This is a genomic window from Rhizobium sp. P44RR-XXIV, assembly GCF_001999485.2.
Classification (GTDB): Bacteria; Pseudomonadota; Alphaproteobacteria; order Rhizobiales; family Rhizobiaceae; genus Rhizobium.
Window position 1 is genome coordinate 311,396 of sequence record NZ_MPVZ02000025.1, and the last position, 22,333, is coordinate 333,728.

Below are 22,333 nucleotides of genomic sequence, written 5' to 3' on the forward strand. Positions count from 1 at the left end.
AAGCCCCGCTCAGGCGGGGCTTTGAGGCCGGCTCTACCGGCGCGCTTACATCCAATAGGGCGGCACGCCAAAATAATCATGGCTCTTGTGGCCATGATCCTTGTGGTCGTGATCGTCCTTGCTGGCAAAGCGGCGCGCTTTTTCAATGTCGTTCTTGGTCATGCCGACGCGATAGGCATCGATGCGGGCGTCGTAGCGCAGCTTTTCCCACGGCAAACGGTAGTGGTCCTGACCGATACCGAAAAAGCCACCGAAACTCAGAATGACGAAAGCGATGCGTCCATCGCTTTTTTCAAGCATCAGGCGCTCGATATGACCAATCTGCCTGCCATCAGAACCGAATACCTTGGATCCCTCGACGCGGTCGCAGGCAACCAGCATCGACATGTCCTTGACGTAAAGGTCACGGCCAGAGGTATCGGCAATCTCCCTATGCATATGCGCACCTCCTTTTGGATACGCGTCACATATAATATTGGAGCGTCCGATCTGCTCTTCAAGGCAAGATGATGCTCCGGTGGGTTTCCGCCCACGGACCCATTAACGCTCCGTTGTCGAAAAAGTTCCAGCATTTTTTTCAAAACTGTAAAAAAACGTGAGTATGCAGTCGTTATTGACGTTTACGTCAAGGTTATTGTAGCTTTCGCGAAGCTTCAATGATTTAGTTGAGAGCGAAAGCTGCGACGACGTGAAAAGCGGGAGACTTTTCGGCCGCGCAGTGACAGTTTACATAACCGCCGCTACAAACGGCGGGGCGTGGTGATGATGCGTAGAGGAGGAAGTGCGCATGAATTCAGTCTCCGCTCCTTCGGATAGACCGCAGGTCAAGAAGATTTGGCTTGGCTCCTATCCGGATATCGTACCGGCGGAACTGCCGCCGCTGGAGCATGCATCACTCGTCGAGCTGTTGGAGGAAAGCTGCGCGCGTTACGCCGACCGGCCCGCCTTCACCAGCATGGGCAAATCGATCACTTATCGTGACCTCGGCACGCAGACGCGCAAGATCGCCGCCTGGCTGCAAAGCCTCGGCCTGCAGAAGGGCGACCGCGTCGCCGTGATGATGCCGAACGTGCTGCAGAATCCGATCGCCACCTACGGCATACTTCGCGCCGGCCTCGTCGTCGTGAACGTCAATCCGCTCTATACACCGCGCGAACTTGAGCACCAGCTTCGCGATTGCGGCGCCAAGGCGATCTTCGTCCTTGAAAACTTCGCCCATACCGTGGAGCAGGTGCTTGCGCATACGGATGTGCGCCATGTCGTCGTCACGTCTCTTGGCGACATGCTGGGCGTGAAGGGCCATATCGTCAATTTCATCGTCCGCAAGGTGAAGAAACTGGTGCCGGCCTGGTCGATTCCCGGCCATCGCAATTTCAAGGCTGTGGTCGCCGAAGGTGCGCGGCTGCCATTGAAGCCCGCCGAACTTTCCGGGAACGACATCGCTTTCCTGCAGTATACAGGCGGCACGACCGGCGTCGCCAAGGGCGCAATACTGACGCATTCAAACCTGCTCGCCAATCAGCTGCAGTTGCTGCTGTGGCTGCAATCCGCCTACATCAACAAGCCGCGACCCGAGCAGCTGACCTTCGTCTGCGCCCTGCCGCTCTATCACATTTTCGCGTTGACGGTGAATTCGCTGATGGGCATGTCGCTCGGCGGCCACAACGTGCTGATTGCCAATCCGCGAGATATACCCGGCTTCATCAAGGAGCTCGGCAAATACAAGTTCGACATGTTCCCGGGCCTCAACACGCTATTCAATGCCCTGATGAACAATCCGGAATTCACCAAGCTCGACCTTTCCAACACCGCAACGCTTGCGGGCGGCATGGCCGTACAGCGGCCGGTGGCCGAGCGCTGGCAGAAGATGACGGGTGCCTGGATCACCGAGGGTTACGGTCTTTCCGAGACCTCGCCGGTCGCAAGCGCCAACCGCTTCGACAGTTCCGAATTCTCCGGCACGATCGGCCTACCGATAACAGGCACGGATTTCGACATTCGCGACGAGAACGGCAATTCGCTGCCGCTTGGCGAGGTCGGCGAAATCTGCATTCGCGGGCCGCAGGTGATGGCCGGCTACTGGAAACAGCCGGCCGAAACCGCGCGGGTGATGACATCGGACGGCTTCTTCCGCAGCGGCGACATGGGCTTCATGGACGAGCGCGGCTATACCAAGATCGTGGACCGCAAGAAGGACATGATCCTGGTCTCGGGCTTCAACGTCTATCCGAACGAGATCGAAGAAGTCGCCATGATGCATCCTGGCGTTCTCGAGGCGGCGGCAATCGGTGTTGCGGACCCGCATTCCGGCGAGGCGGTGAAGCTCTTCATCGTCAAGAAGGACCAAGCTTTGACCGAGGCCGACATCAAGGCGCATTGCGCCGCCAACCTCACCAACTATAAGCGTCCGCGCTTCATCGAATTCCGCACCGAACTGCCGAAATCGAATGTCGGCAAGATCCTGCGCAAGGAGTTGCGCGGCTGACATAATTCCGTGTCATTCAGGGGGCCGCTCGTCTTGATCCGCGAGCGGCCTTTTTTCGTTTTGGACGATACGTGAACTTGATTTACGCCCTACATAGGGAATAGTTTCCGCGACCGAACTCAAAGCGCCCTGCCCTGTCTGACGGCTTGTGGCGCGAACCGCAAGGAGCCTCCCATGAACGCCCTCGTCGATCAACTGAAGAGCACCACATCGGCAACGAAGGCCACGGACATTCGCGCCGCCTTTGCTGCCGATCCCAAGCGCTTCTCCCACTTCAGCGCCTCGTTCGACGATCTGCTGATGGATTATTCCAAGACGGCGGTGAACGACCAGATCCTCGGCCTGCTCGAAAAGCTCGCAACCGAGGGCGGCGTCGCTGCCAAGCGCGAGGAAATGTTCTCCGGCGTTGCCATCAATTTCACCGAAAACCGCGCCGTGCTCCACACAGCACTTCGCAACCGCTCCAACACGCCCGTGCTGGTCGACGGCAAGGATGTGATGCCTGACGTCAACGCCGTGCTGGCGGCCATGGGCAAGTTTGCCGACGGCATCCGCTCCGGCGCGCTCAAGGGCTCCACGGGCAAGGCGATCACCGATGTCATCAATATCGGCATCGGCGGCTCCGATCTCGGCCCGGTCATGGCGACGCTGGCGCTGGCACCCTTCCATGACGGTCCGCGCTCGCATTTCGTTTCCAACATCGACAGCGCCCACATCGCCGACATCCTGAAGCTCGTTAAGCCGGAAACGACGCTGTTCATCGTCGCGTCGAAGACCTTCACGACGATCGAAACGATGACCAACGCCCAGACGGCGCGCAAGTTCATCGCCGACGCGCTCGGTGAAGCCGCCGTGCAGCATCATTTCGCCGCCGTCTCGACGGCGCTCGACAAGGTTGCCGCCTTCGGCATCGACGGCCAGCGCGTCTTCGGTTTCTGGGATTGGGTTGGCGGCCGCTACTCGATCTGGTCGGCTATCGGCCTGCCGCTGATGATCGCCGTCGGCGCGGAGAACTTCGGCAAATTCCTCGACGGCGCGCATGCGATGGACAACCACTTCCGTCAGGCGCCGTTCAAGGAAAACCTGCCGATGCTGCTCGGCCTCATCGGCTTCTACCACCGCAACGTACTCGGCTACACGACGCGCGCCATCCTGCCCTATGACCAGCGCCTGTCGCGCTTCCCGGCCTATCTGCAGCAGCTCGACATGGAATCGAACGGCAAGGGCGTCACCATCGACGGCACGCCGGTCGAAGGCAATTCCGGCCCAGTGGTCTGGGGCGAACCCGGCACCAACGGCCAGCACGCCTTCTACCAGCTCATTCACCAGGGCACGAGCGTCATCCCGGCCGAGTTCATGATTGCTGCCAACGGTTTCGAGCCCGAGCTGCGCCACCAGCATCAGCTGCTGATGGCCAATTGCCTTGCACAGTCGGAAGCGCTGATGAAGGGCCGTACCTTCGAGGAAGCCAAGGAACAGCTCACCTCCAAGGGCATGGATGACAAGAAGGCCGATTTCATCGCGCCGCACCGCGTCTTCACCGGCAACCGCCCGTCGATCACCTTCGTCTACGACAAGCTGACGCCATTCGCCCTCGGCCGTCTGATCGCGCTCTACGAACATCGCGTCTTCGTCGAAGGCGTGCTGTTCCGCATCAACTCCTTCGACCAATGGGGCGTCGAGCTCGGCAAGGAACTGGCAACCGGTCTGCTGCCGGTTGTCGAAGGCAAGGAAAGCGCTGCAGGCCACGATTCCTCGACACAAGGTCTGGTGGCTGCGCTGGCAAGCCGCGCGAAGTAAAGTGCTTATTTACCTCCCCCTTGAGGGGGGAGGTCGCCGCAAAGCGGCGGGTGGGGGTGACTGAACTCTCCCATTGCCCGAAGGATCACCCCACCCCGGCACTGCGTGCCGACCCTCCCCCTCAAGGGGAGGGTTAGACTAGAGCCCGATCTCATCGCTTCAGTACATGGAGAGTGCGCACCCCCCTCTGTCCCTTTCGGGACATCTCCCCCACAAGGGGGGAGATCGTGGGAGTCTGCCGTACCTTCCTCAGATACAATAGATTCAGTCTCAGCAGATGCGATATTGGCGTGGGGTAATGAAGTGCCGCGAGCTACCAATCTCCCCCCATGTGGGGGAGATGTCACGACAGTGACAGAGGGGGGTACCGGCCCCTCCAAACTTTCAAAACAGATGAGAGATTAAAGCCCGATCTCATGCGCCCAGGGCGGATTAGCACCGGCACGGGATACCGTCACGGCCGCAGCCTTGGCGCCCAAAGCCAGTGCATCCTGCAGCGCCCTCTCATCGAGCGAAGCCACCTGCGCCTTGGTCAGCAGACCATTCATCTTCAGCGACGCCAGAATGCCGGCATCGAAGGTGTCGCCTGCCCCGACCGTATCGACGACGGTGACGCGTTCGCTCGGCACCGAGACTTTCAGCGACTTGGTGTAGCCCGTCGCACCCTCGGCACCCTTCGTCACGACGACCAGCTTGGCGCCCTGGTTCAGCCAATGCGCAGCCAGCTCATCGTGATTGCCAGGAATGCCGAACCATTCCAGATCCTCGTCCGAGAATTTCAGAATGTCGGACATGGCGGCCATGCGACCGATGCGGCCCATATGCGCCTGTTTGTCCTTGATGAAGCCGGGGCGGATATTCGGATCGAGCGAGATGACGCGGCTTTGATATTCGCGCTTCATCAGCGCCTCATAGGTAGCGCCGCAGGGATCGGGGATCAGGCTGATCGCGCCGAAATGCAGGGCTTCGCAATCATCGCCGAGTGCCGGGAGGTCTGCCTCGGTGATCATGCGGCCAGCGGAGCCTTCATCGTAGAAGGCGTAGGTCGCCTGGCCATTGACAAGCTTGACGAACGCGATCGTGCTCGGACGCGGTGCGATGGCGCAATAGCTATAATCCACCTTGGACGCAGACAACGTGTCGCGCAGGATCTCACCCATCATGTCGTCGGCAATGCCGGTGAAGAAACCTGTGGGCACGCCGAGGCGGCCGAGCGCTATGGCGGTGTTGAAGATCGCGCCGCCGGCATAGGGCGCAAAGCCCTTTTCGCCCTGCGTCGTCTCCCGCGGCAGCATGTCGATCAAAGCTTCGCCACAGCACAATATCATTCCGGCCTCCCAAAGAGCGCGTCTGTCGTATCCAGGTTCATAAATCGATTAGATAAATTCACGGCAAAAGCAAAGCGTCAGTTTGTGGGCAGCTCCGAAATGCCGCCGTTCCAGCCCGACCAGGTGAGCGGGGCGTTGAGAAAGGCCTCGACTTCCTCGAGCGTCTTGTCGTCGAACAGCTTCTGCTCCTTGGCGACGGCCAGCACATCACGCCAAGTGGCGATGTGATGCAGGCGGACCTTCTTGTTGGCAAAACGTTCGACCGCCTCCGGGAAAATGCCGTAGTAGAACAGCGCCATGCCATGATCGACGATGCCGCCAGCGGCGCGGATGGCGTCGATGAAGGTGAACATGCTGCCGCCGGCCGTCGTCAGATCCTCGATGACGAGCACGCGGGCGCCGTCCTTCATGTCACCTTCGATCTGGGCGTTGCGGCCATGTCCCTTCGGCTGCTTGCGCACATAGATCATCGGCAGGTTCAGCCGCTCCGCCAGGAAAGCGGCAAAAGGAATACCCGCCGTTTCGCCGCCGGCAACGCAGTCGAACTGCTCGAAGCCGACATTGCGGACGATGATGCTTGCGGCGAAATCCATGACCGTCGAGCGGATGCGCGGATAGGAGATCAGCTTGCGGCAATCGATATAGACCGGGCTCGCCATTCCGGAGGCAAATTTATAGGGCTTGTCGGCGCTGAAATGGACCGCCTTGATCTCCCAAAGCATCCTGGCCACCAGCTCCGCCATGACGGCGCGATCGGTAAATGTCATCTGGGTCATTCGGGTCTCCTTCGCAGCGCTAATGTTCCAGCGGCAATAGCAGTTGGCGGCCCTGGTTTCCAGACGAATAGAAGGTTTTGCATGCATCTGTCGCCACGATAGACGCAAGGTCTGCAGGCTGTGGCGGATGCGCCTACCGGATTGTACCGAGATCGGCGGGAAGCATGGCCTTGAACAGGGCGATCGCTCTATCCCCCTCATCTCTTTCGATCGAAATCGCATAGCGGACGGCGGCGGCGACCAGCTGCATGGTCAGTCGGGCAATCCTTGCGAGTTCCACGCGATCACGCTCCGGCCAAAGACGCACGAGAACCGTGAGGAAGGCCTGCGAATGCCATTCCGTGTCCTCCGCGTCGACCTGCTGAAGCAGCTTGTCCGCCTGGGTGGCATGCCAGATATCGCGCATCACGGGCTCGCCAAGAAACATGGCGTAATAGCCGTCGATAATGCGGCCGAGCCCGGCCTGCAGATCGCCGGTGCTCTTGATCGCCAACAGCTCATCCTCGACACATTGCCGCCCCTGCTCGTTGAAGCGCTCGGCGAGCACGCGGATGATCGCGGTCTTGTCGGGGAAATATTGATAGAGCGAGCCGAAGGACACGTCTGCCTTCTCGACGATCTCGCCCATGCGCAGCGCATCGCTGCCATTGCTGGCGATCAGCTCCGTTGCGACAGCCAATATGCGCTCGACCCGTTCGCGGCCGCGCTGCTGACTGGGGATGCGCCGGGGGGTGCCCGCCTCATCCTTGCTGCGCCTGCGTCTCGCCACGGGTTCCTGCGCCATTTCATTCCTCGCTCGCCACTGTTGACAAGCAATATAAGAGAGTTTATCACATTTCGCAAATGAGAGAATTTATCACATTTTGAACCTGGGGAGTTTGATATGCAGATCTCGACAGTCGCCATCATCGGCGGATTAGGAAAAACCGGCGGCCGGGTTGCCGAGCGACTGAAGGAACGCGGCATGAATGTTCGCGCCGCATCGCGCTCGACGACACCGCGCTTCGACTGGCAGGACCGCGGCACCTGGTATCAGGCGCTGGAAGGCGCTTCCGCCGCCTATGTCACGTTCCAGCCGGATCTCGCCGTCGCGTGGGCTGCCGAAGCGATTTCGGCCTTTGCGAAGACGGCAGTCGAGGCTGGTATCGGGCATATCGTCCTGCTGTCCGGCCGCGGCGAAGACGGCGCTATCCTCAGCGAAAAGGAACTCAAGGCTGTCGGCGTCGACTACACCATTTTGCGTGCGAGCTGGTTCAACCAGAATTTCAGCGAAGGTGCCTTTCTGGACGGGCTTCTCCAGGGAAAGCTGGCCTTGCCGGCCGGAGATGTCGTCGAACCTTTCGTTGATGCAGGCGATCTTGCCGACGCCGCTGTCGAGGCTCTCACCAATTCGCGCCATCGCAACCAGACCTACGAGCTGACGGGACCTCGTGCTCTGACGTTCCGCGACGCCGTTTCCGAAATCGCGGCCGCTTCCGGCCGGGCTGTCACCTACGAAACAGTCCCTATTGATGCCTTTATCGCCGAGATGACCGCTTTCGGCTTGCCGCAGGAGGCGACCGATCTCCTGCATGAACTGTTCACGCAAGTTCTGGACGGGCGCAATTCGCGTGTCGAAGACGGCGTGAGACAGATCCTTGGAAGGCAACCAAGGGATTTTTCCGATTATGCCCGCGAAACCGCATCAACCGGCATCTGGAGCATCTAGCCATGACCTTTCCGATCACCAATATCGCCCTTATCGTCGCGGCGCTCAGCAGCGGCCTTCTGGCCGGCGTCTACTTCGCCTTCTCGACATTCATCATGCAGGCCTTTGCCCGCCTTCCCGCCGACCAGGGGATCGCCGCCATGCAGTCGATCAACTCGACGATCGTGCGCTCGCCCTTTATCGTGCTGTTCCTGCTCACGGCGGCGCTGTCGATATTCATTGCCGTGATGGCAATTCTCTATTGGCGCGGCGGCATCAGCGTGCTGATGCTGGCCGGGGCCGCGCTCTATATCGTCGCCAGCCTTCTTTCGACCATGGTGTTCAACGTGCCGTTGAACGACGCGCTGGATAAGGTCGACGGGCACACGGCGGAAGGAGCCCAGCTCTGGTCGACCTATCTCAGCGACTGGACACGCTGGAACCATGTGCGCACCGTGGCATCGCTTCTTGCGGCATGTGCCTTCGTGCGAGCCTTGTTCTGACTGGTTCGCAAAGCATCGACGCGTCTAACGAAATGATTGCCTAGACTGCGTGAAGATAGGCCGCGACCTCGACACGGTTGCGGCCGTTGCGCTTTGCCACATAAAGCGCCTTGTCGGCGGCACGAAGAACCTCATCGAAGCCGATCCCCTTGACCGTGCCGGTTGCAACGCCGGCACTCACCGTGCAGACCAGGGCCTTGTCGTCAATGCTGACCACCTGCGCGGCAAAGGCGTCTCGCACCCGTTCGGCCACCTGCTCGGCGCGACCGGGCAACGTATTGTCGAGCACCAGCGCGAATTCTTCACCGCCAAGCCGCGCCACCGTATCGGACGAGCGCAGGCCTACGGACAGCTCCTTACCGAGAAGCCTGAGCACGAGATCGCCGGCAGCATGTCCATGCTGATCGTTGATTGCCTTGAACCGATCGATATCGAAGACGATGACCGCCATCGACGGGCCGAAGGTACGATGACCGTAGAGATCGAAAAGGGCACGGCGATTGAGCAGCCCCGTCAGGGAATCGGTAATCGCTTCCTGCCGGTGCAATGCCGCCTGCCGCCATTGGTGCAGGGCAAGCGACAGAGCGCCAATCCCGGTCATGCCCGCGATACAGACGGCAAGGCTGAAATCCTCCGCCCAGTTATCCGGCGCGCGGCCCAGCACAAGCTTGCCGTCCACGATCAGCACTGCCGCGCAGAGCACGAAAGAGACGGCCGTCAATGTGTAGAGCGCGGTGATGCCATAGAGCGGCGTGGGGGCTTCATGACGGCTCAGCCAATACTCGCGCGCCGTCAGCAGCAGGAGCAGGCTGATGACGAGATTGTCGCCGATGAAGGCCAGCCCATCATAGCCCGCCAGCATCGGCCCGACCGAGGCGGCAATGCCGACCAGGCATCCGAGCAGAAAGCGCGCCTTTGAAAGACGGCGCGTGCGGAATTGATGACCGGCGACCCAGATCGTGGCGAAGCCGATGAAAAACAATACAAAAGTCAGATTGGCAAAAATCGGCAGGGGTCTGTCGACATAGGCGCCATATATGAAGATGCCGGCAACAAGCGGCACCAGACCGGCGGAGCACGTCAACAGAAAGGTATCAGGCCGGCGCGAAAACCAGCTCCCCACCAGTGTGACCGCAAGACAGGACGCCGAAACGCCGAGCGCGAGAAGGAGGGAATTGTAATCGACCAGCATCATGCTCTTTCAACGGTCTCATCATTACCGTAGGGGATCAATGACACGCTAACCCTCAAGGGTATCAAATTAGTTACGGCAAATAATAAAGAAAATATATTTCAACAAAATATACGTTCCATATCGCGACAAAGAACGAATACTTATCTTTAATACTGCTTATAAATTCAGGAATACTTATATACACAAAAACTAAATTATACTTCAACGTCCCAATGTAGCGGGAACATCGGGTCAAATACGGTGACCGGGCCGGCCCCGGTCTCGATCTTCGCCGGGAATGTAACGGCATCCGAACGGCGCACCAAGGTGATGCTGTCCTCGTTAACCGGCAGCCCGTACCATGCCGGGCCATTCAGCGATGCGAAGGCTTCCAGCCTGTCCAATGCGCCCTCTTGCTCGAAAACATGCGCGAGGCAGCTCATCGTATTGATCGAGGTGTAGATACCGGCGCAGCCGCAGGCGCATTCCTTCAGCGGATCGACGTGCGGCGCCGAATCCGTACCGAGGAAGAACCGGCTATCGCCGCTCGCCGCCGCCGCACGCAGCGCCAGGCGGTGGCTTTCGCGCTTGGCAACCGGCAGGCAGTAATAATGCGGCCGGATGCCGCCGACGAGAATGGCGTTACGGTTGATGATCAGATGATGCGTCGTAATCGAGCCGGCGAGATTGGCCTTGGCCGACTTGATGTAGTTGACGCCATCCGACGTCGTCACATGCTCCATCGTCACCTTCAGCTCCGGCAGGCGCTGGCGCAAGGGATCAAGGACGGTCTCGATGAATACGGCCTCGCGGTCGAAAATATCCACCTCGGGCGTCGTCACCTCGCCATGCACGCAAAGCGGCAGGCCGATCTTCGCCATGCGCTCCAGCGCCGGCATGGCATTATCGAGATTGCGCACGCCGCCATGGGAGTTGGTCGTCGCACCGGCGGGATAAAGTTTGACCGCGGTGATGAGGCCGCTCTTCTTTCCCTCTTCGACATCCTCCGGGCTGGTATGCTCGGTGAGATAGAGCGTCATCAGCGGCTGGAAGCGGTCGCCAGCCGGCAGCGCCTTCAAGATGCGCTCGCGATAGGCAGTCGCATCCGCGGTGGTCACGACCGGCGGCACCAGATTGGGCATGATGATGGCGCGGGCAAAATGCCTCGAGGTATCGCCGATCACGCCTTCCATCATGGCCCCATCCCGCAAATGCAGATGCCAGTCATCGGGACGGCGGATGGTGAGCTTTTGCATGGGCGCGACCTCTGGAAATGTGAGCATGATCTCTTCCGAAAACCGCTTCACACTTTTCGGGATCACGCTTCGTGCTGTCGCGCTTCGATAGCACCAACCGCCACCGCAAAACAATCCGCGACGGCGGTTAAATGATCGTAAGATTCAATCCTGCACGATGTCGATGGTGATATCGGCCGGGCGACGGCTTTCGAGGATACGCCGGCCGTTCGGCAGATCGTTGCCATAGACCTTGGCGCTGGCCTCCTCGTCGTCGAGATTATAGCCCCTCCAACGCGCCCAGAGCCGCTCCTCAAGCACCTCGATCGGCGGCGCAAGCATGATCGAATAGTCGAACATGCCTTCCAGCTCCGCCCATTTTCCTTCGCTGAACAGCAGGTAGTTTCCTTCGACCACGATGAAGCGATGATCGGGCGAAACGACGCGGGCGGATGCAATGGCTAGTTCTCGCGAGCGGTCGAAGACCGGCACGAGCACTTCCTGATCGGCAGCGCGCACAGCCCTGACGATATCGAGAAAGGCGCGTACGTCGAAACTCTCGGGCACACCCTTTCGCTTCAGAAGGCCTTTTTCGATCAGGACTGCATTGTCCATGTGGAAGCCGTCCATCGGCAGGACTTCGGCGCTTTCGCCCTTGGCCTTGAGCGCCTTGACGACGTTGTCGGCCAGTGTCGATTTGCCGGCGCCAGGCGGGCCGGCAATCGCCACCAGGATCCTCTTTGCGTTGCCGGCGCGCGCAACGATTTCGCCGGCAACGTCCTCAAGCGCAACAGTCATGCAGCGACAGTCTCCACAGGGGGAGCCTTGGCTCCGGTCATGAAGGCGACGGCATCGGACATGGTATATTCCTTGGGATCGATGACAGTCAGGCGTCGCCCAAGGCGGTGGATATGGATGCGGTCCGCCACCTCGAAGACGTGAGGCATATTGTGCGAAATCAGCACGATCGGCAAGCCACGGGCGCGGACATCAAGGATGAGTTCCAGGACCTTGCGGCTTTCCTTGACGCCGAGTGCGGCCGTCGGCTCGTCCATGATGACCACCTTCGAGCCGAAGGCTGCAGCACGTGCCACGGCAACACCCTGGCGCTGGCCGCCTGAGAGCGTTTCCACGGCCTGATTGATGTTCTGGATCGTCATCAGGCCAAGCTCGGTGAGCTTGTCGCGGGCACGTTTTTCCATCGCCGGTCGGTCGAGGATGCGGAACACCGAGCCAAGAACACCGGGTTTGCGGATCTCGCGACCGAGGAACATGTTGTCGGCGATCGACAGTGCCGGCGACAGAGCGAGGTTCTGATAGACGGTCTCGATGCCGGCCTCGCGCGCTTCCATCGGCGAGCGGAACTGAACGGTTTTCCCGTCCAGCTTGATCTCGCCTTCATCGGGGATGACTGCGCCGGAGATCGCCTTGATCAGCGAGGATTTGCCGGCGCCGTTGTCGCCGATCACGGCAAGGATTTCGCCGGGATAGAGATCGAAATCGGCGTGATCGAGCGCGGTGACACGTCCATAACGCTTGACGAGGCCGCGGGCGGTGAGAATGGGTTCGCCTGTCGGGGTCATGCCGATACCTTTCTGATCCACTGATCGATCGCGACGGCGCCGATGATGAGAACGCCAGTCAGAAGCACCTTCCACTGCGGATCGGCTCCGAGCATGTTGAGACCCATGGAGACCACGCCGACGATCATCGCGCCGAAGAGCGTGCCAAGTATCGAGCCGCGGCCGCCGAAGAGCGAGATGCCGCCGATCACGGTTGCGGTGATTGCCTGAAGATTGAAATCGGTCACGGCCGACGATGGGGAGACCGAGCCGTTGCGGCCGATCGAGACCCAGGCGGCGAAGCCTGCGATCAGTCCCGATATGCCATAGACGGCCAGCAGCACTTTCCTGGTCTGGATACCAGCCAATTTTGCGGCTTCCGGATCATCGCCGACGGCATAGACATGCCGGCCCCATGCTGTGTGATTAAGGACGTACCAGAGACCGACGACCAAAAGCACCATGGCGATAACGCCGAGGGTGAGAACGGCTCCCCCGACACGGAAGCTGAATGCGAAGAGATGCAGCAGCGGCGCCTGTTCGTCGACGTCGGTATCGCGGATGGTCTCATTGGCGGAATAGATGAAATTCGTCGCCATGACGATATTCCAGGTGCCGAGCGTCACGATGAATGGCGGCAGCTTCATGTTGGCGACGAGGAAACCGTTGAGCAGGCCGCAAAGGCCACCCGCGACCAGGCCCGCAATAACAGCGACCGGTGTGGGCAGGCCATAAGTAACGGCGAAGTTGCCCATGACGACAGAGGCAATCACCATGATCACGCCGATCGACAGATCGATGCCGGCGGTCAGGATGACCAGCGTCTGCGCTGACGCCAGAATGCCGACGATGGCGATCTGCTGCAGGATCAGCGTCAAGGTGTAGGCCGAGAAGAACTTCCCGCCGATGGTGACGCCGAAGATGATGATCGCCAGCACGAGCACGATCAGCGGCACGGCCGCCGGCGTCGAGTGCAGGAAATGCTGCATGCGCTTGATAAGAGAGACATTCTGATGTTCGAACGAGGCGACATTCTTGTCGCTTCCATCGAGAACCTGTTCGAATTCCTGTGCTCCGGACATTTTGTTCCTCCGCCACCGCGCCGGACGCGCGGGAACCGCCGGCTGTTGGAGCCGGCCAGGATATGAGCCCGACCGACATGATTATTGCGATTGTCTGCTCCCTGTGAAAGAGCCGCGCCAGCAGGCGCACGACGCGGCTCTCCAAGGGATCATATCACATTCGTGATGGGCTTAGCCCCAGCACTTCCCGAGACCTTCCTTGGTGTCGATGGACTTGACGCCGGAAACCGGCTTGTCCGTCACCAGGGAAACGCCGGTGTCGAAGAAGGACTTGCCTTCGGTCGGCTTCGGCTTTTCACCGCTATCGGCGAACTTCTTGATCGCCTCGACGCCGAGCGACGCCATCATCAGCGGATACTGCTGCGCAGTCGCGCCGATGACGCCTTCCTTGACCGACTTGACGCCCGGGCAACCACCGTCGATGGAGACGATCAACACCTGCTTTTCGAGGCCGACAGCCTTCAGGGCTTGGTAGGCGCCCACTGCGGCCGGTTCGTTGATCGTGTGGATGACGTTGATGCTGGAGTCCTTCTGGAGAAGGTTTTCCATGGCTTTGCGGCCGCCTTCTTCGTTGCCGTTGGTGACGTCATGGCCAACGATGCGCGGATCGGTTTCGTCGCCGATCTTGTTCGGGTCCTTCGGGTCGATGCCGAAGCCGATCATGAAGCCCTGGTCGCGCAGAACGTCGACGGACGGCTGCGACGGCGTCAGATCGAGGAAGCCGACCTTGGCGTCCTTCACCTTGTCACCCAGTGTTTCCTTTGCCCACTGGCCAACGAGCTTGCCGGCGAGCAGGTTGTCGGTTGCGAATGTGGCATCGGCGGAATCGGCCGGCTCAAGCGGCGTGTCGAGTGCGATGACGAGCAGACCGGCGTCGCGGGCCTTCTTGACCGAGGGAACGATGCCCTTCGTGTCGGAAGCGGCGATCAGAATGCCCTTCGCGCCATCGGCAATGCAGCTTTCAATGGCGGCGACCTGGCTTTCGCTGTCACCATCGATCTTGCCGGCATAGGACTTCAGCGTCACGCCGAGTTCCTTGGCCTTGGCGGTAGCGCCTTCCTTCATCTTGACAAAGAAGGGGTTGGTATCGGTTTTGGTAATGAGGCAGGCGGAGACGCCTGCGGCCTTGGCCGGCGCAGCGAAGGCAACACCCAGTGCCAGAGCAGCAACAGCTGCGGAAATAACAGATTTCTTCATTCAATCCTCCCGATGTTTAAAAAGCCGGACCACCCGGCAGCCCCGGGCCCGAACCCGGCTTAAAGATGCGCCATGCCTGTCAGATTAGTTCCGAAAGACCTCCTCCCAGGTCATATGCGCGTCCTCGACGGTCCACATCTGAGCCTAAAGATTTCCGTCTGTCAATAAATAAATCCGATTGAATTATTAATTGGATATGGCATTCTGGTAGAAAATAGGGCATGGCCATGGTGGAAGGAGCAGGCCCATGTCTCTCGTGCATGACCCGGAGGACGTACACACCACGCCAGCAATTCTCGACCCCAGCGGGGGCGCGAACCAGCTTGGTGTGCGTGCTCACAACGAGCGGCTCGTGCTGTCGCTCGTGCGCCGCCACAGCGCGTTGTCGAAAGCCGATATCGCCCGTCGCAGCGGCCTTTCTGCCCAGACCGTCTCCGTCATTATGCGGGCGTTGGAGAAGGACGGGCTATTGTCTCGCGATGCGCCGGTGCGCGGCCGTGTCGGCCAGCCGTCCATCCCCATGCGACTCAATCCGGATGCGGTGCTCTCGCTCGGCGTTAAGATCGGTCGACGCAGTGCCGATCTGGTGCTGATGGATTTTGTCGGCGGCATCAGGATGCAGCTTCATCAAACTTATCCCTACCCCCTTCCACAGGATATCATTGCCTTCATCACGGCCGGCATCCAGCAGCTTGAAGCGCGACTGAGCAGCGAGGAGCGGCGGAGAATTGCCGGGATCGGCATCGCCGCGCCGTTCGAATTGTGGAATTGGGCGGAACAGGTGGGGGCGCCGCCCGGCGCCATGGACGTATGGCGCGGCTTCAACCTGCAGGCGGAAGTCGCATCGCGCGTCAGCTATCCGGTCTTCCTGCAGAACGACGCCACCAGCGCCTGCGGCGCCGAACTCGTCTTCGGCGTCGGTTCGCATTACCCCGACTTCGTCTATTTCTTCATCGGTTCCTTCCTCGGCGGCGGCATCGTCCTCAATTCGTCGATCTTCGTCGGTCGCACCGGTACAGCCGGCGCGCTCGGCCCCCTGCCCGTGCGCGGACGCAACGGCGAAAACCGCCAGCTCCTGGAAATCGCCTCGATCTTCGTGCTTGAAAACCTGTTGAGGGATCACGGTTTCGATCCGCGCCCGCTCTGGTACTCCGCCGACAACTGGATCGATTTCGGCGAACCGCTGGAAATCTGGATACAGGATACGGCCAAGGCACTGGCGCAGGCGATCGTTGCTTGCGCCTCGGTCATCGATTTCAGCGCCGCCGTCATTGATGGCGGCTTCCCCGATTGGGTGCGCGAACGCGTGGTGCGCGCAACCATCAAGGCCGCCTCGGAGCTGGATCTGCAAGGCGTCGTCATGCCCGAAATCATCGAAGGCGCTGTGGGACCGCAGGCGCGGGCCATCGGCGGCGCCAGCTTGCCGATCTTCGCGCGCTACCTCATCGACCAGAACGTCCTCTTCAAGGAGATAGAGCATGCTGAAGGGCATTGACCCGCTGTTGAGCCCGGAACTGCTGGCGACCTTGCGCGCCATGGGCCATGGCGACGAGATCGCCCTCGTCGACGGCAACTATCCGGGCCTAGAACATGCGCGCCGCCTCATCCGTCTCGACGGCCATGGCGTCGTCCGCGTGCTCGACGCCGTGCTCAGCGTGATGCCGATCGACGATTTCGTGCCGCAGGCGATCTTCCGCGCGACCGTGCGCCAGGATCGCGATGCGGTCGATCCGGTTCATGCCGAAATGATCGAGTGCTGCGCCCGGCATGTGCCCGAGATGAAGGTCGTTCCCCTGCTGCCGGCAGAGTTTTACGACCGGGTGAAGCAGGCGCATGCGCTGATACAGACCAGCGAGCCGCGGCTCTACGGGAATATTATTCTGCGCAAGGGCGTGATCTATCCGAAGGGATAGTCTTTAGATTTCCCCCGCCGAAGGCCCCCAGACATCCGTCATCGCGAAACCATCCGCCATCGGATCGAACGGGTCGAGCGCCACCTGGCTGAGGCCAAAGGTGAAGCCGCGGCCGATGATGGTGGGGATAATGGCCGGCTTGCCTGCGACTTCGGTGACTGCCTGCAGGCCCACCTCGAACTCCGAGCCGATGATCGAGCGGGATTTGAAGACATCGCCGACCTTTGCCTTGCCGCGCGCATGCAGCGTCGCCAGATTGGCGGAATTGCCTGTGCCGCAGGGCGAGCGGTCGGCGCGGCCGGGCCACATGGTCGTGCAGGTGCGGATGGCTCCGTCTGCATCGACATCGCGGAACATGATATAGGCAACGCCTGATATCGCCGGGATTTCCGGATGGACGACGGACTTGGTGCGGTTGATCGCGTCCTTGAGGACCATGCCGGCCTGCACGAGGGCGGCCGCATTGGCCTTCTCGATCGTCAGGCCGATCTGGCCAACATCGACGAGCCCATAAAAAATACCGCCATAGCAAAGATCAAGCTTGATCTTGCCCCATTGCGGCGTGTCGATCTCGACATCCAGCTCATGCACGAAGGAAGGCACCATGGTCAGCCGCACCTTCTCGCAGCGGCCGTCGCGGCAGGTCGCCGTCGCCCGCACGAGGCCGGCCGCCGTCTCGAGCGTGACAACCGTTTCCGGCTCCTTCATCTCGACAATGCCGGATTCGAGCAGCGCCGTCGTCACGCAGATCGAATTGGAGCCGGAGCTGGCATGCGCCTGGTCCGGCTGGAGAATAATGAAGGCGGCATCGGCATCCGGATGCTTGGCCGGCAGCAGCAAGTTGACGGAGCCGATCGGTGCACCGCGCGGCTCCAGCACGAGGAAACGACGGAGTTCCTGACCCTTCGGATCGGTGTTCAGCCAGTGCAGTTGCTCGGCAATGCTGTTGCCGGGGATCTTCGGCACGCCGCCAATGGCAACCCGGCCGATTTCGCCCTCGCAGTGAACGTCCAGCAACTGGATCGTGCGCTTCCATCTCATCTCATCTGCTCCAATCAGACGTGCCGCGTGATGCCGTTATCGATCATCAATAAACCATGTCGCCCAATGGGCGCCCTTCCCTGATATATCAGATCGCGCGAGCTGGCTATTGCGTTTTCAAAAAGCAACGAAGACGGTTGTTGCAGGTCGGGGCATGCGGCTTTTATTGACCCAATGCCTCTCCGACATTGCTGCCAGTCGCTTGCACGCTATCGCCGACGGAGCCGAAGGTGTTGCCGGCGGAGGCACCGACGCGGCGCCATTGTTCGCCGTAATTCTGGCGCGTGCGCGGGTCGAAGATGGCGATCGGTGCACTGACGGCGGCACCGGCGACGCTGCCGACTGTCTGGGCGGCACCCATGGCAACCGCGCCGACGGCATCGCCGATACCGACATCGGAATCGGTAATCGTCTGTCCCGCAATCAACCGAGCGCCGATGAGCTTCACCACCTCCGGGCTTTCGGCGAATTTACCATGATTGAGCCCGTCACCGGTCTTGAGCTGGGTGAGATCGAGTACGGTGATCCCCTGTTTTTCCAGCTCGCTGCGATAGGGCTCGGCCGCGGGATCGATCTGGCCCAGGCGATCGATATTACCGGAAATGCGCCTGGACAGCGACAAGGCACGGTCATCGCGCGAGACGAACAGTGTGAAATGCGGCTTGTCCTTGCCTAGCGCTGCAAACTGCCTGCCGAAGACATCGACATCAAGATCCGGCGACGCCAGGATGACATTCTTGATCTTCGGCGCAACGCGGCCATTGCGTATCGCCATCTGCCTCAAGGATTCGACGGCAAGCCAGCTGCCCATCGAATGGGCCATGACGGTTATTTCGCCGACTGACGGATCGGCAGCGACGCGGCGCAACAGTTCCTCCAGCGAATCGCGGGAATAGTTGGTGCTTTCCTTGTCATAGGCATAGTCGAAGATGCTGGCGCGCGACGGCCAGGTGAAGACGATGGGCGCGACGTCGGCATGCGAATCGTGGACGATCTGAGCGAAGCGATAGACCGCATCCTCGTAGCGGTTGTTGAAACCATGCACGAAGATCAGCACCCGCTTGTTCTTCGGCAGCTCCGTATGCAGCCAGGCTCGCCCGTCCGCTTCGGTCGCCAGCGGCTTGACCGCCGTCGTCACGAAATTCTTCAGGGGGTTGCCGGGCAAACGGCTCGGCCATTGCACCTGGCCGACCTTGCGGTTGGCTTCTGGCGGGATCGAGATGCTGACCGCATCAACCTTCAGCCCAAGGCCGCGCTCGCCCGAGAACAGGATCGCCGGATCCTTATCCGGCAAGCGCGTTGTCGCGACCAGCAGGTCGACCTTCGATGTGCCCGACACATTTTCGCTGATCGGCTGCATGACCCCGATCGGACGGCCGCAAGCCACCAGAGAAAGCGTCACGAAGACGGCGGCAGCCCGGAGAAGCATCCCTCTCCATCGGCCCGAACCTGCCATACGCTGCATCATGCAACCTCTTCCTACGCCTGAATGTCGCGCCACTCTACGCATCGCCACCTTGGGCGCAAGCGGGCAAAGGTGTTCTTGATCACATGAAGTGATGCTAATTCGTAACGGCATTGCAAAGGCGCAACGCCGTTGATCGAAGCTGAAATGCCGAGAGAAAGGAGAATAAAAAAAGAGCCCGACGCGGGAGGAGGATGCGTCGGGCTCTTGATCCGGATTGGCAACTGGGAGGAGGAGTGTTGCCAATCAATGAAGGAGCGCTGGGAGGAGGAGTGCGCTTCCTTCGAGACAAATAGATATAATGCTGGCGCATTCATGAAAAGGCAGGCTTTCGCAATGCAGCAATGCAACAAGCGCATTGCTTTTACGCGAAAACACCGGAAATGCCGCATATCTCCAGCCATTCCGGTATTCCGCCGCCTAATTTACAGTCGCCGGATAGCAGGGATCCGCGATTCACATCATCGTGATCGCAAGCATCGGCGTACAATGTCACCCAGATTCGCCGCGAGGCGGCGGAGATGTTTTCTCCGCCGCCTCGCCGTTGTCGATTGGACGATAGGACTTTGTTGAAGCCCCGATTACCTTACGCCGCCTTGAACGCCTTCTTGCCCTCGGCATCCAACGCAGCAAACTCCTCGTCGGAAAGCACGATGTTCACGGCCGAGGTGTTCTCTTCGAGATGCTTGACCTTGCCGGTGCCCGGGATGGGCAGCATCACGGGGCTACGCTTCAGCACCCAGGCGAGCGCGATCTGGCTCGGCGCAGCGCCATGCTTCTTGGCGATGGTATCGAGAAGCGAGCCTTCCTTGGCAAGATCGCCGGCGGCCAGCGGAAACCAGGGAATGAAGCCGATATTGTGCTTCTCGCAATAATCGAGCACGTCTTCGCTGGTGCGATCGACGAGATTGTAGCGGTTCTGCACCGTCACGACCTTGAAATGCTTCGATGCGGCTTCGATGTCGGCAACCGAGACTTCGCTCAGGCCCGCATGGCGGATGATGCCGTCGCTCAGCAGCGACTTCACGGCATCGAATTGCTCGGCCGCCGGCACCTTGGAATCGATGCGGTGAAGCTGCCAGAGGTCGATCCGGTCGACGCCGAGATTGCGCAGGCTCTTATGCGCCTGCTGGATGAGATATTCCGGGCGACCCAAAGGTACCCAGACATTCGGGCCGGTCCGGGTAAGCCCGCCCTTGGTGGCGACGACAAGGCCGTGACCATAGGGGTGGAGAGCTTCCTTGATGAGACGTTCGGACACGTCCGGGCCATAGGAATCGGCCGTGTCGATGAAGTTGATGCCGAGTTCCGGCAGGCGTTTCAGGGTGCGGACGGCTTCCGCACGGTCCTCGGGCTCACCCCATATGCCGGCACCTGTGATGCGCATGGCACCGAAGCCGAGACGATTAACGGGGAGATCGCCGCCGATCTTGAATTGGCCGGACTTGGCTGCGTCGAAATCTGACATGGTTATGGTCCCTTTGCTGATCTGAAATATGAATAGAGTTCCCGGCAACGGAACGGCCGAGACCTGTCGAGCAAATTGAGCTGGTCGCGAAGAGGGGAATAAGGCCGCGACGCCTTAGTACATGGGTCGGCAGTTCAGCATATGCAATGCGCTGCCCCAAGACGGCCTGTTCTTTCCGGAATGCAGTGATCGGCGCGGCTCGTTTCAGCATGCAATTGCCGGGGGCCATCGCCAGCCCTCATCGAGCCTAGCGGTCCGACAAATATTGCTGCGCGTGCACGCCAAGATCGGCAAGCGCCCCCCAAAGCTCATCGAACATGTTGCGGGCGAAGTCTTCCAGCGAAGTCCCTTCTTGCGGCGCATCGTTCCAGCGTTCGCCGCCGATGCGCAGCATGCTGACAACGGCAGCCGCAAGCACACTCAGGCGGAACCGTTCCTTATGGTCACCGCGACAACGGGCATGCAGCGCATCCGCGAGTTTTCTTTCGAGCTTGGCATATTTCAGCTGGTCGCGGGCCCGAAGTGCCGGCGTGTCACGGATCAGGACTGCGACGGCAAGGTGCCGCGGATCCGATATAGCGGCGTGCAAAGCCGCGTTGATCGCCGCTTCGATGACGTTCACAAGCGACGCGTCCGGGGGCTGAGCTGCGACGGCATCGATCAACTCGGAGGCAAAGCTGTCCTGCCAGGCGGCAACCACGTCTTCCTTGCTGGGAAAATAGTCGAAAAAGCTGCGCTTGGAGACATCGGCGGCCTCGGTGATGTCTTCGATCGTCGTATTGTCGAAGCCGCGCTCAAGAAAAAGCGTCAGGGCCTCGTTTTCGATACGCTCCCGGGTCTGGCGGCGCTTCCGTTCACGCCGCCCTTCCCTCACCGCGACATCGACGCCAGGCAAATCCGCCATCTGCTCCCCCGTTATGCACTTGCTTCGGGCCGTCCCGTATCGGCCTTGCCGGCTTCCGCCGCATATGCGGCGATTCCCGCGCCCGCATCGGTGCTACGATATTTGGAGCCGTCAATCGAGAGCTCAAGCGGATTTTGCCGTGATATCCTGTAGACGCCTGCGGGCGGGATGTTGCGCACGGTGCCGCCAATGCGCTTGCCTCTAAGGCCCAGGCTTTCCAGAACAGGCCGAGGAACCGGACAACGCGGGCCATAGGTGAACTGATAGAAGGCGCCGTCCGGTTTCATGGTCTCGAAGGCGCCGCCGACAATCGCCGCGACTTTGGAAGGCGGCATGGACAATAGCGGCAGACCGCTGATGACGGCACCGAAAGGTGCGCCGTCAAACAGGCCACAATCCCCGAGCTGCGCCGCATCCATCTGCACCACCCGGGCTTGGGGGAAGCGGGCGCGCAGCCGAACGGCAAACTCCTCGCCGAATTCGACGAGGGTCAGGGCGCTTTCAGGAATCCCGCGGGCGAGGAGCGCGCGCGTGAACACACCGGTGCCGGGACCGAGTTCCAACACCGGGCCGTCAAACGGATCGATCTCCTGCGTCATCAGCCTGGCCAGGCGCTCACCAGAAGGCGCGACGGCGGCAACCCGCATCGGATCGCTTACCCAGGAGCGGAAAAACTGCACAAAATCGGAGCATGATGTCTTTGTCGTCATTCC

The 22,333-nt window shown here is 60.4% G+C and carries 21 protein-coding genes; 6 read left to right on the forward strand and 15 right to left on the reverse strand.

Annotated features, from left to right (window positions below; genetic code table 11):
• Nucleotides 1-45: 45 nt before the first annotated feature.
• Nucleotides 46-438: a PRC-barrel domain-containing protein gene (locus tag BSK43_RS06860; RefSeq protein ID WP_077468607.1), complete on the reverse strand. Its 393-nt coding sequence runs from the start codon at nt 436-438 to the stop codon at nt 46-48.
• Between the two features lie 349 nt (nt 439-787).
• Here BSK43_RS06860 and BSK43_RS06865 point away from each other — a divergent pair, with 349 nt between their 5' ends.
• Both BSK43_RS06865 and pgi read left to right on the forward strand, forming a co-directional pair.
• A complete protein-coding gene (locus BSK43_RS06865) occupies nt 788-2,485 on the forward strand; it encodes a long-chain fatty acid--CoA ligase (RefSeq protein ID WP_077468606.1) in 1,698 nt (565 codons plus the stop codon).
• A gap of 174 nt (nt 2,486-2,659) precedes the next feature.
• Nucleotides 2,660-4,285, forward strand: coding sequence for a glucose-6-phosphate isomerase (gene pgi / locus BSK43_RS06870; RefSeq protein WP_077468605.1), 1,626 nt, complete (start codon nt 2,660-2,662; stop codon nt 4,283-4,285).
• Between the two features lie 401 nt (nt 4,286-4,686).
• On the opposite strand, the gene BSK43_RS06875 is transcribed toward pgi, so the two are convergent.
• The 3 genes from BSK43_RS06875 to BSK43_RS06885 all read right to left on the reverse strand — a co-directional run bounded on the left by BSK43_RS06875 (nt 4,687) and on the right by BSK43_RS06885 (nt 7,173).
• A complete protein-coding gene (locus BSK43_RS06875; protein WP_077468604.1) occupies nt 4,687-5,613 on the reverse strand; it encodes a carbohydrate kinase in 927 nt (308 codons plus the stop codon).
• A 77-nt stretch (nt 5,614-5,690) separates the two neighbouring features.
• Nucleotides 5,691-6,389: an orotate phosphoribosyltransferase gene (locus BSK43_RS06880; RefSeq protein ID WP_068397458.1), complete on the reverse strand. Its 699-nt coding sequence runs from the start codon at nt 6,387-6,389 to the stop codon at nt 5,691-5,693.
• A gap of 133 nt (nt 6,390-6,522) precedes the next feature.
• The gene (locus BSK43_RS06885; RefSeq protein WP_077468603.1) at nt 6,523-7,173 is read right to left on the reverse strand and encodes a TetR/AcrR family transcriptional regulator; all 651 of its coding nucleotides are present in this window, start codon (nt 7,171-7,173) and stop codon (nt 6,523-6,525) included.
• Between the two features lie 99 nt (nt 7,174-7,272).
• On the opposite strand from BSK43_RS06885, the gene BSK43_RS06890 reads away from it, so the two are divergent.
• Nucleotides 7,273-8,097, forward strand: coding sequence for an NmrA family transcriptional regulator (locus BSK43_RS06890; RefSeq protein ID WP_077468602.1), 825 nt, complete (start codon nt 7,273-7,275; stop codon nt 8,095-8,097).
• Between the two features lie 2 nt (nt 8,098-8,099).
• On the forward strand, nt 8,100-8,579 hold the full coding sequence (locus BSK43_RS06895; RefSeq protein ID WP_077468601.1) for an anthrone oxygenase family protein: 480 nt from the start codon (nt 8,100-8,102) through the stop codon (nt 8,577-8,579).
• A 40-nt stretch (nt 8,580-8,619) separates the two neighbouring features.
• Here the strand turns inward: BSK43_RS06895 and BSK43_RS06900 are convergent, their stop codons facing one another.
• From BSK43_RS06900 to BSK43_RS06925, 6 genes are all read right to left on the reverse strand, one after another.
• A complete protein-coding gene (locus BSK43_RS06900) occupies nt 8,620-9,771 on the reverse strand; it encodes a GGDEF domain-containing protein (RefSeq protein ID WP_077468741.1) in 1,152 nt (383 codons plus the stop codon).
• Nucleotides 9,772-9,968: 197 nt separating this feature from the next.
• Nucleotides 9,969-11,009, reverse strand: coding sequence for a dihydroorotase (gene pyrC, locus BSK43_RS06905; RefSeq protein WP_077468740.1), 1,041 nt, complete (start codon nt 11,007-11,009; stop codon nt 9,969-9,971).
• Nucleotides 11,010-11,153: 144 nt separating this feature from the next.
• Nucleotides 11,154-11,786 carry a nucleoside triphosphate hydrolase gene (locus BSK43_RS06910; protein WP_068397470.1) on the reverse strand — a complete coding sequence of 211 codons (633 nt, stop codon included), beginning with the start codon at nt 11,784-11,786 and terminating at the stop codon, nt 11,154-11,156.
• Nucleotides 11,783-12,571, reverse strand: a complete 789-nt coding sequence (locus tag BSK43_RS06915; protein ID WP_077468600.1) for an ATP-binding cassette domain-containing protein — start codon at nt 12,569-12,571, stop codon at nt 11,783-11,785. Before BSK43_RS06915 ends, BSK43_RS06910 begins: the two co-directional genes overlap by 4 nt.
• Complete coding sequence (locus tag BSK43_RS06920) at nt 12,568-13,632, reverse strand: ABC transporter permease (protein WP_077468599.1); 1,065 nt, start codon at nt 13,630-13,632, stop codon at nt 12,568-12,570. Before BSK43_RS06920 ends, BSK43_RS06915 begins: the two co-directional genes overlap by 4 nt.
• A 171-nt stretch (nt 13,633-13,803) precedes the next feature.
• On the reverse strand, nt 13,804-14,829 hold the full coding sequence (locus BSK43_RS06925; protein WP_077468598.1) for a sugar ABC transporter substrate-binding protein: 1,026 nt from the start codon (nt 14,827-14,829) through the stop codon (nt 13,804-13,806).
• Between the two features lie 247 nt (nt 14,830-15,076).
• Between BSK43_RS06925 and BSK43_RS06930 the strand changes: the two genes are divergently transcribed.
• The gene (locus tag BSK43_RS06930) at nt 15,077-16,324 is read left to right on the forward strand and encodes an ROK family transcriptional regulator (RefSeq protein WP_077468597.1); all 1,248 of its coding nucleotides are present in this window, start codon (nt 15,077-15,079) and stop codon (nt 16,322-16,324) included.
• Complete coding sequence (locus tag BSK43_RS06935) at nt 16,308-16,742, forward strand: RbsD/FucU domain-containing protein (RefSeq protein WP_077468596.1); 435 nt, start codon at nt 16,308-16,310, stop codon at nt 16,740-16,742. The genes BSK43_RS06930 and BSK43_RS06935 overlap by 17 nt, the downstream gene beginning before the upstream one ends.
• Nucleotides 16,743-16,745: 3 nt before the next feature.
• Here the strand turns inward: BSK43_RS06935 and BSK43_RS06940 are convergent, their stop codons facing one another.
• From BSK43_RS06940 to BSK43_RS06965, 5 genes are all read right to left on the reverse strand, one after another.
• On the reverse strand, nt 16,746-17,783 hold the full coding sequence (locus BSK43_RS06940) for a 4-hydroxyproline epimerase (protein WP_077468595.1): 1,038 nt from the start codon (nt 17,781-17,783) through the stop codon (nt 16,746-16,748).
• Between the two features lie 163 nt (nt 17,784-17,946).
• On the reverse strand, nt 17,947-19,212 hold the full coding sequence (locus tag BSK43_RS06945; RefSeq protein WP_136686805.1) for an alpha/beta hydrolase: 1,266 nt from the start codon (nt 19,210-19,212) through the stop codon (nt 17,947-17,949).
• Nucleotides 19,213-19,834: 622 nt separating this feature from the next.
• Nucleotides 19,835-20,716, reverse strand: a complete 882-nt coding sequence (locus BSK43_RS06955) for an aldo/keto reductase (RefSeq protein WP_077468594.1) — start codon at nt 20,714-20,716, stop codon at nt 19,835-19,837.
• A gap of 247 nt (nt 20,717-20,963) precedes the next feature.
• Nucleotides 20,964-21,620 (reverse strand): TetR family transcriptional regulator, encoded by a 657-nt coding sequence (locus BSK43_RS06960; RefSeq protein ID WP_077468593.1) that lies wholly within the window; start codon nt 21,618-21,620, stop codon nt 20,964-20,966.
• Nucleotides 21,621-21,631: 11 nt separating this feature from the next.
• Entirely contained in the window at nt 21,632-22,330 is a 699-nt protein-coding gene (locus tag BSK43_RS06965; RefSeq protein WP_077468738.1) for a methyltransferase domain-containing protein, read from the reverse strand.
• Nucleotides 22,331-22,333 lie beyond the last annotated feature (3 nt).

What these genes read in the sequence shown, in the direction of transcription:
- BSK43_RS06860 (WP_077468607.1), bottom strand. Translation starts at nt 438, where the DNA reads ATGCATAGGGAGATTGCCGATACCTCTGGCCGTGACCTTTACGTCAAG.
- BSK43_RS06865 (WP_077468606.1), top strand. Translation starts at nt 788, where the DNA reads ATGAATTCAGTCTCCGCTCCTTCGGATAGACCGCAGGTCAAGAAGATT.
- pgi (WP_077468605.1), top strand. Translation starts at nt 2,660, where the DNA reads ATGAACGCCCTCGTCGATCAACTGAAGAGCACCACATCGGCAACGAAG.
- BSK43_RS06875 (WP_077468604.1), bottom strand. Translation starts at nt 5,613, where the DNA reads ATGATATTGTGCTGTGGCGAAGCTTTGATCGACATGCTGCCGCGGGAG.
- BSK43_RS06880 (WP_068397458.1), bottom strand. Translation starts at nt 6,389, where the DNA reads ATGACCCAGATGACATTTACCGATCGCGCCGTCATGGCGGAGCTGGTG.
- BSK43_RS06885 (WP_077468603.1), bottom strand. Translation starts at nt 7,173, where the DNA reads ATGGCGCAGGAACCCGTGGCGAGACGCAGGCGCAGCAAGGATGAGGCG.
- BSK43_RS06890 (WP_077468602.1), top strand. Translation starts at nt 7,273, where the DNA reads ATGCAGATCTCGACAGTCGCCATCATCGGCGGATTAGGAAAAACCGGC.
- BSK43_RS06895 (WP_077468601.1), top strand. Translation starts at nt 8,100, where the DNA reads ATGACCTTTCCGATCACCAATATCGCCCTTATCGTCGCGGCGCTCAGC.
- BSK43_RS06900 (WP_077468741.1), bottom strand. Translation starts at nt 9,771, where the DNA reads ATGCTGGTCGATTACAATTCCCTCCTTCTCGCGCTCGGCGTTTCGGCG.
- pyrC (WP_077468740.1), bottom strand. Translation starts at nt 11,009, where the DNA reads ATGCAAAAGCTCACCATCCGCCGTCCCGATGACTGGCATCTGCATTTG.
- BSK43_RS06910 (WP_068397470.1), bottom strand. Translation starts at nt 11,786, where the DNA reads ATGACTGTTGCGCTTGAGGACGTTGCCGGCGAAATCGTTGCGCGCGCC.
- BSK43_RS06915 (WP_077468600.1), bottom strand. Translation starts at nt 12,571, where the DNA reads ATGACCCCGACAGGCGAACCCATTCTCACCGCCCGCGGCCTCGTCAAG.
- BSK43_RS06920 (WP_077468599.1), bottom strand. Translation starts at nt 13,632, where the DNA reads ATGTCCGGAGCACAGGAATTCGAACAGGTTCTCGATGGAAGCGACAAG.
- BSK43_RS06925 (WP_077468598.1), bottom strand. Translation starts at nt 14,829, where the DNA reads ATGAAGAAATCTGTTATTTCCGCAGCTGTTGCTGCTCTGGCACTGGGT.
- BSK43_RS06930 (WP_077468597.1), top strand. Translation starts at nt 15,077, where the DNA reads ATGTCTCTCGTGCATGACCCGGAGGACGTACACACCACGCCAGCAATT.
- BSK43_RS06935 (WP_077468596.1), top strand. Translation starts at nt 16,308, where the DNA reads ATGCTGAAGGGCATTGACCCGCTGTTGAGCCCGGAACTGCTGGCGACC.
- BSK43_RS06940 (WP_077468595.1), bottom strand. Translation starts at nt 17,783, where the DNA reads ATGAGATGGAAGCGCACGATCCAGTTGCTGGACGTTCACTGCGAGGGC.
- BSK43_RS06945 (WP_136686805.1), bottom strand. Translation starts at nt 19,212, where the DNA reads ATGCTTCTCCGGGCTGCCGCCGTCTTCGTGACGCTTTCTCTGGTGGCT.
- BSK43_RS06955 (WP_077468594.1), bottom strand. Translation starts at nt 20,716, where the DNA reads ATGTCAGATTTCGACGCAGCCAAGTCCGGCCAATTCAAGATCGGCGGC.
- BSK43_RS06960 (WP_077468593.1), bottom strand. Translation starts at nt 21,620, where the DNA reads ATGGCGGATTTGCCTGGCGTCGATGTCGCGGTGAGGGAAGGGCGGCGT.
- BSK43_RS06965 (WP_077468738.1), bottom strand. Translation starts at nt 22,330, where the DNA reads ATGACGACAAAGACATCATGCTCCGATTTTGTGCAGTTTTTCCGCTCC.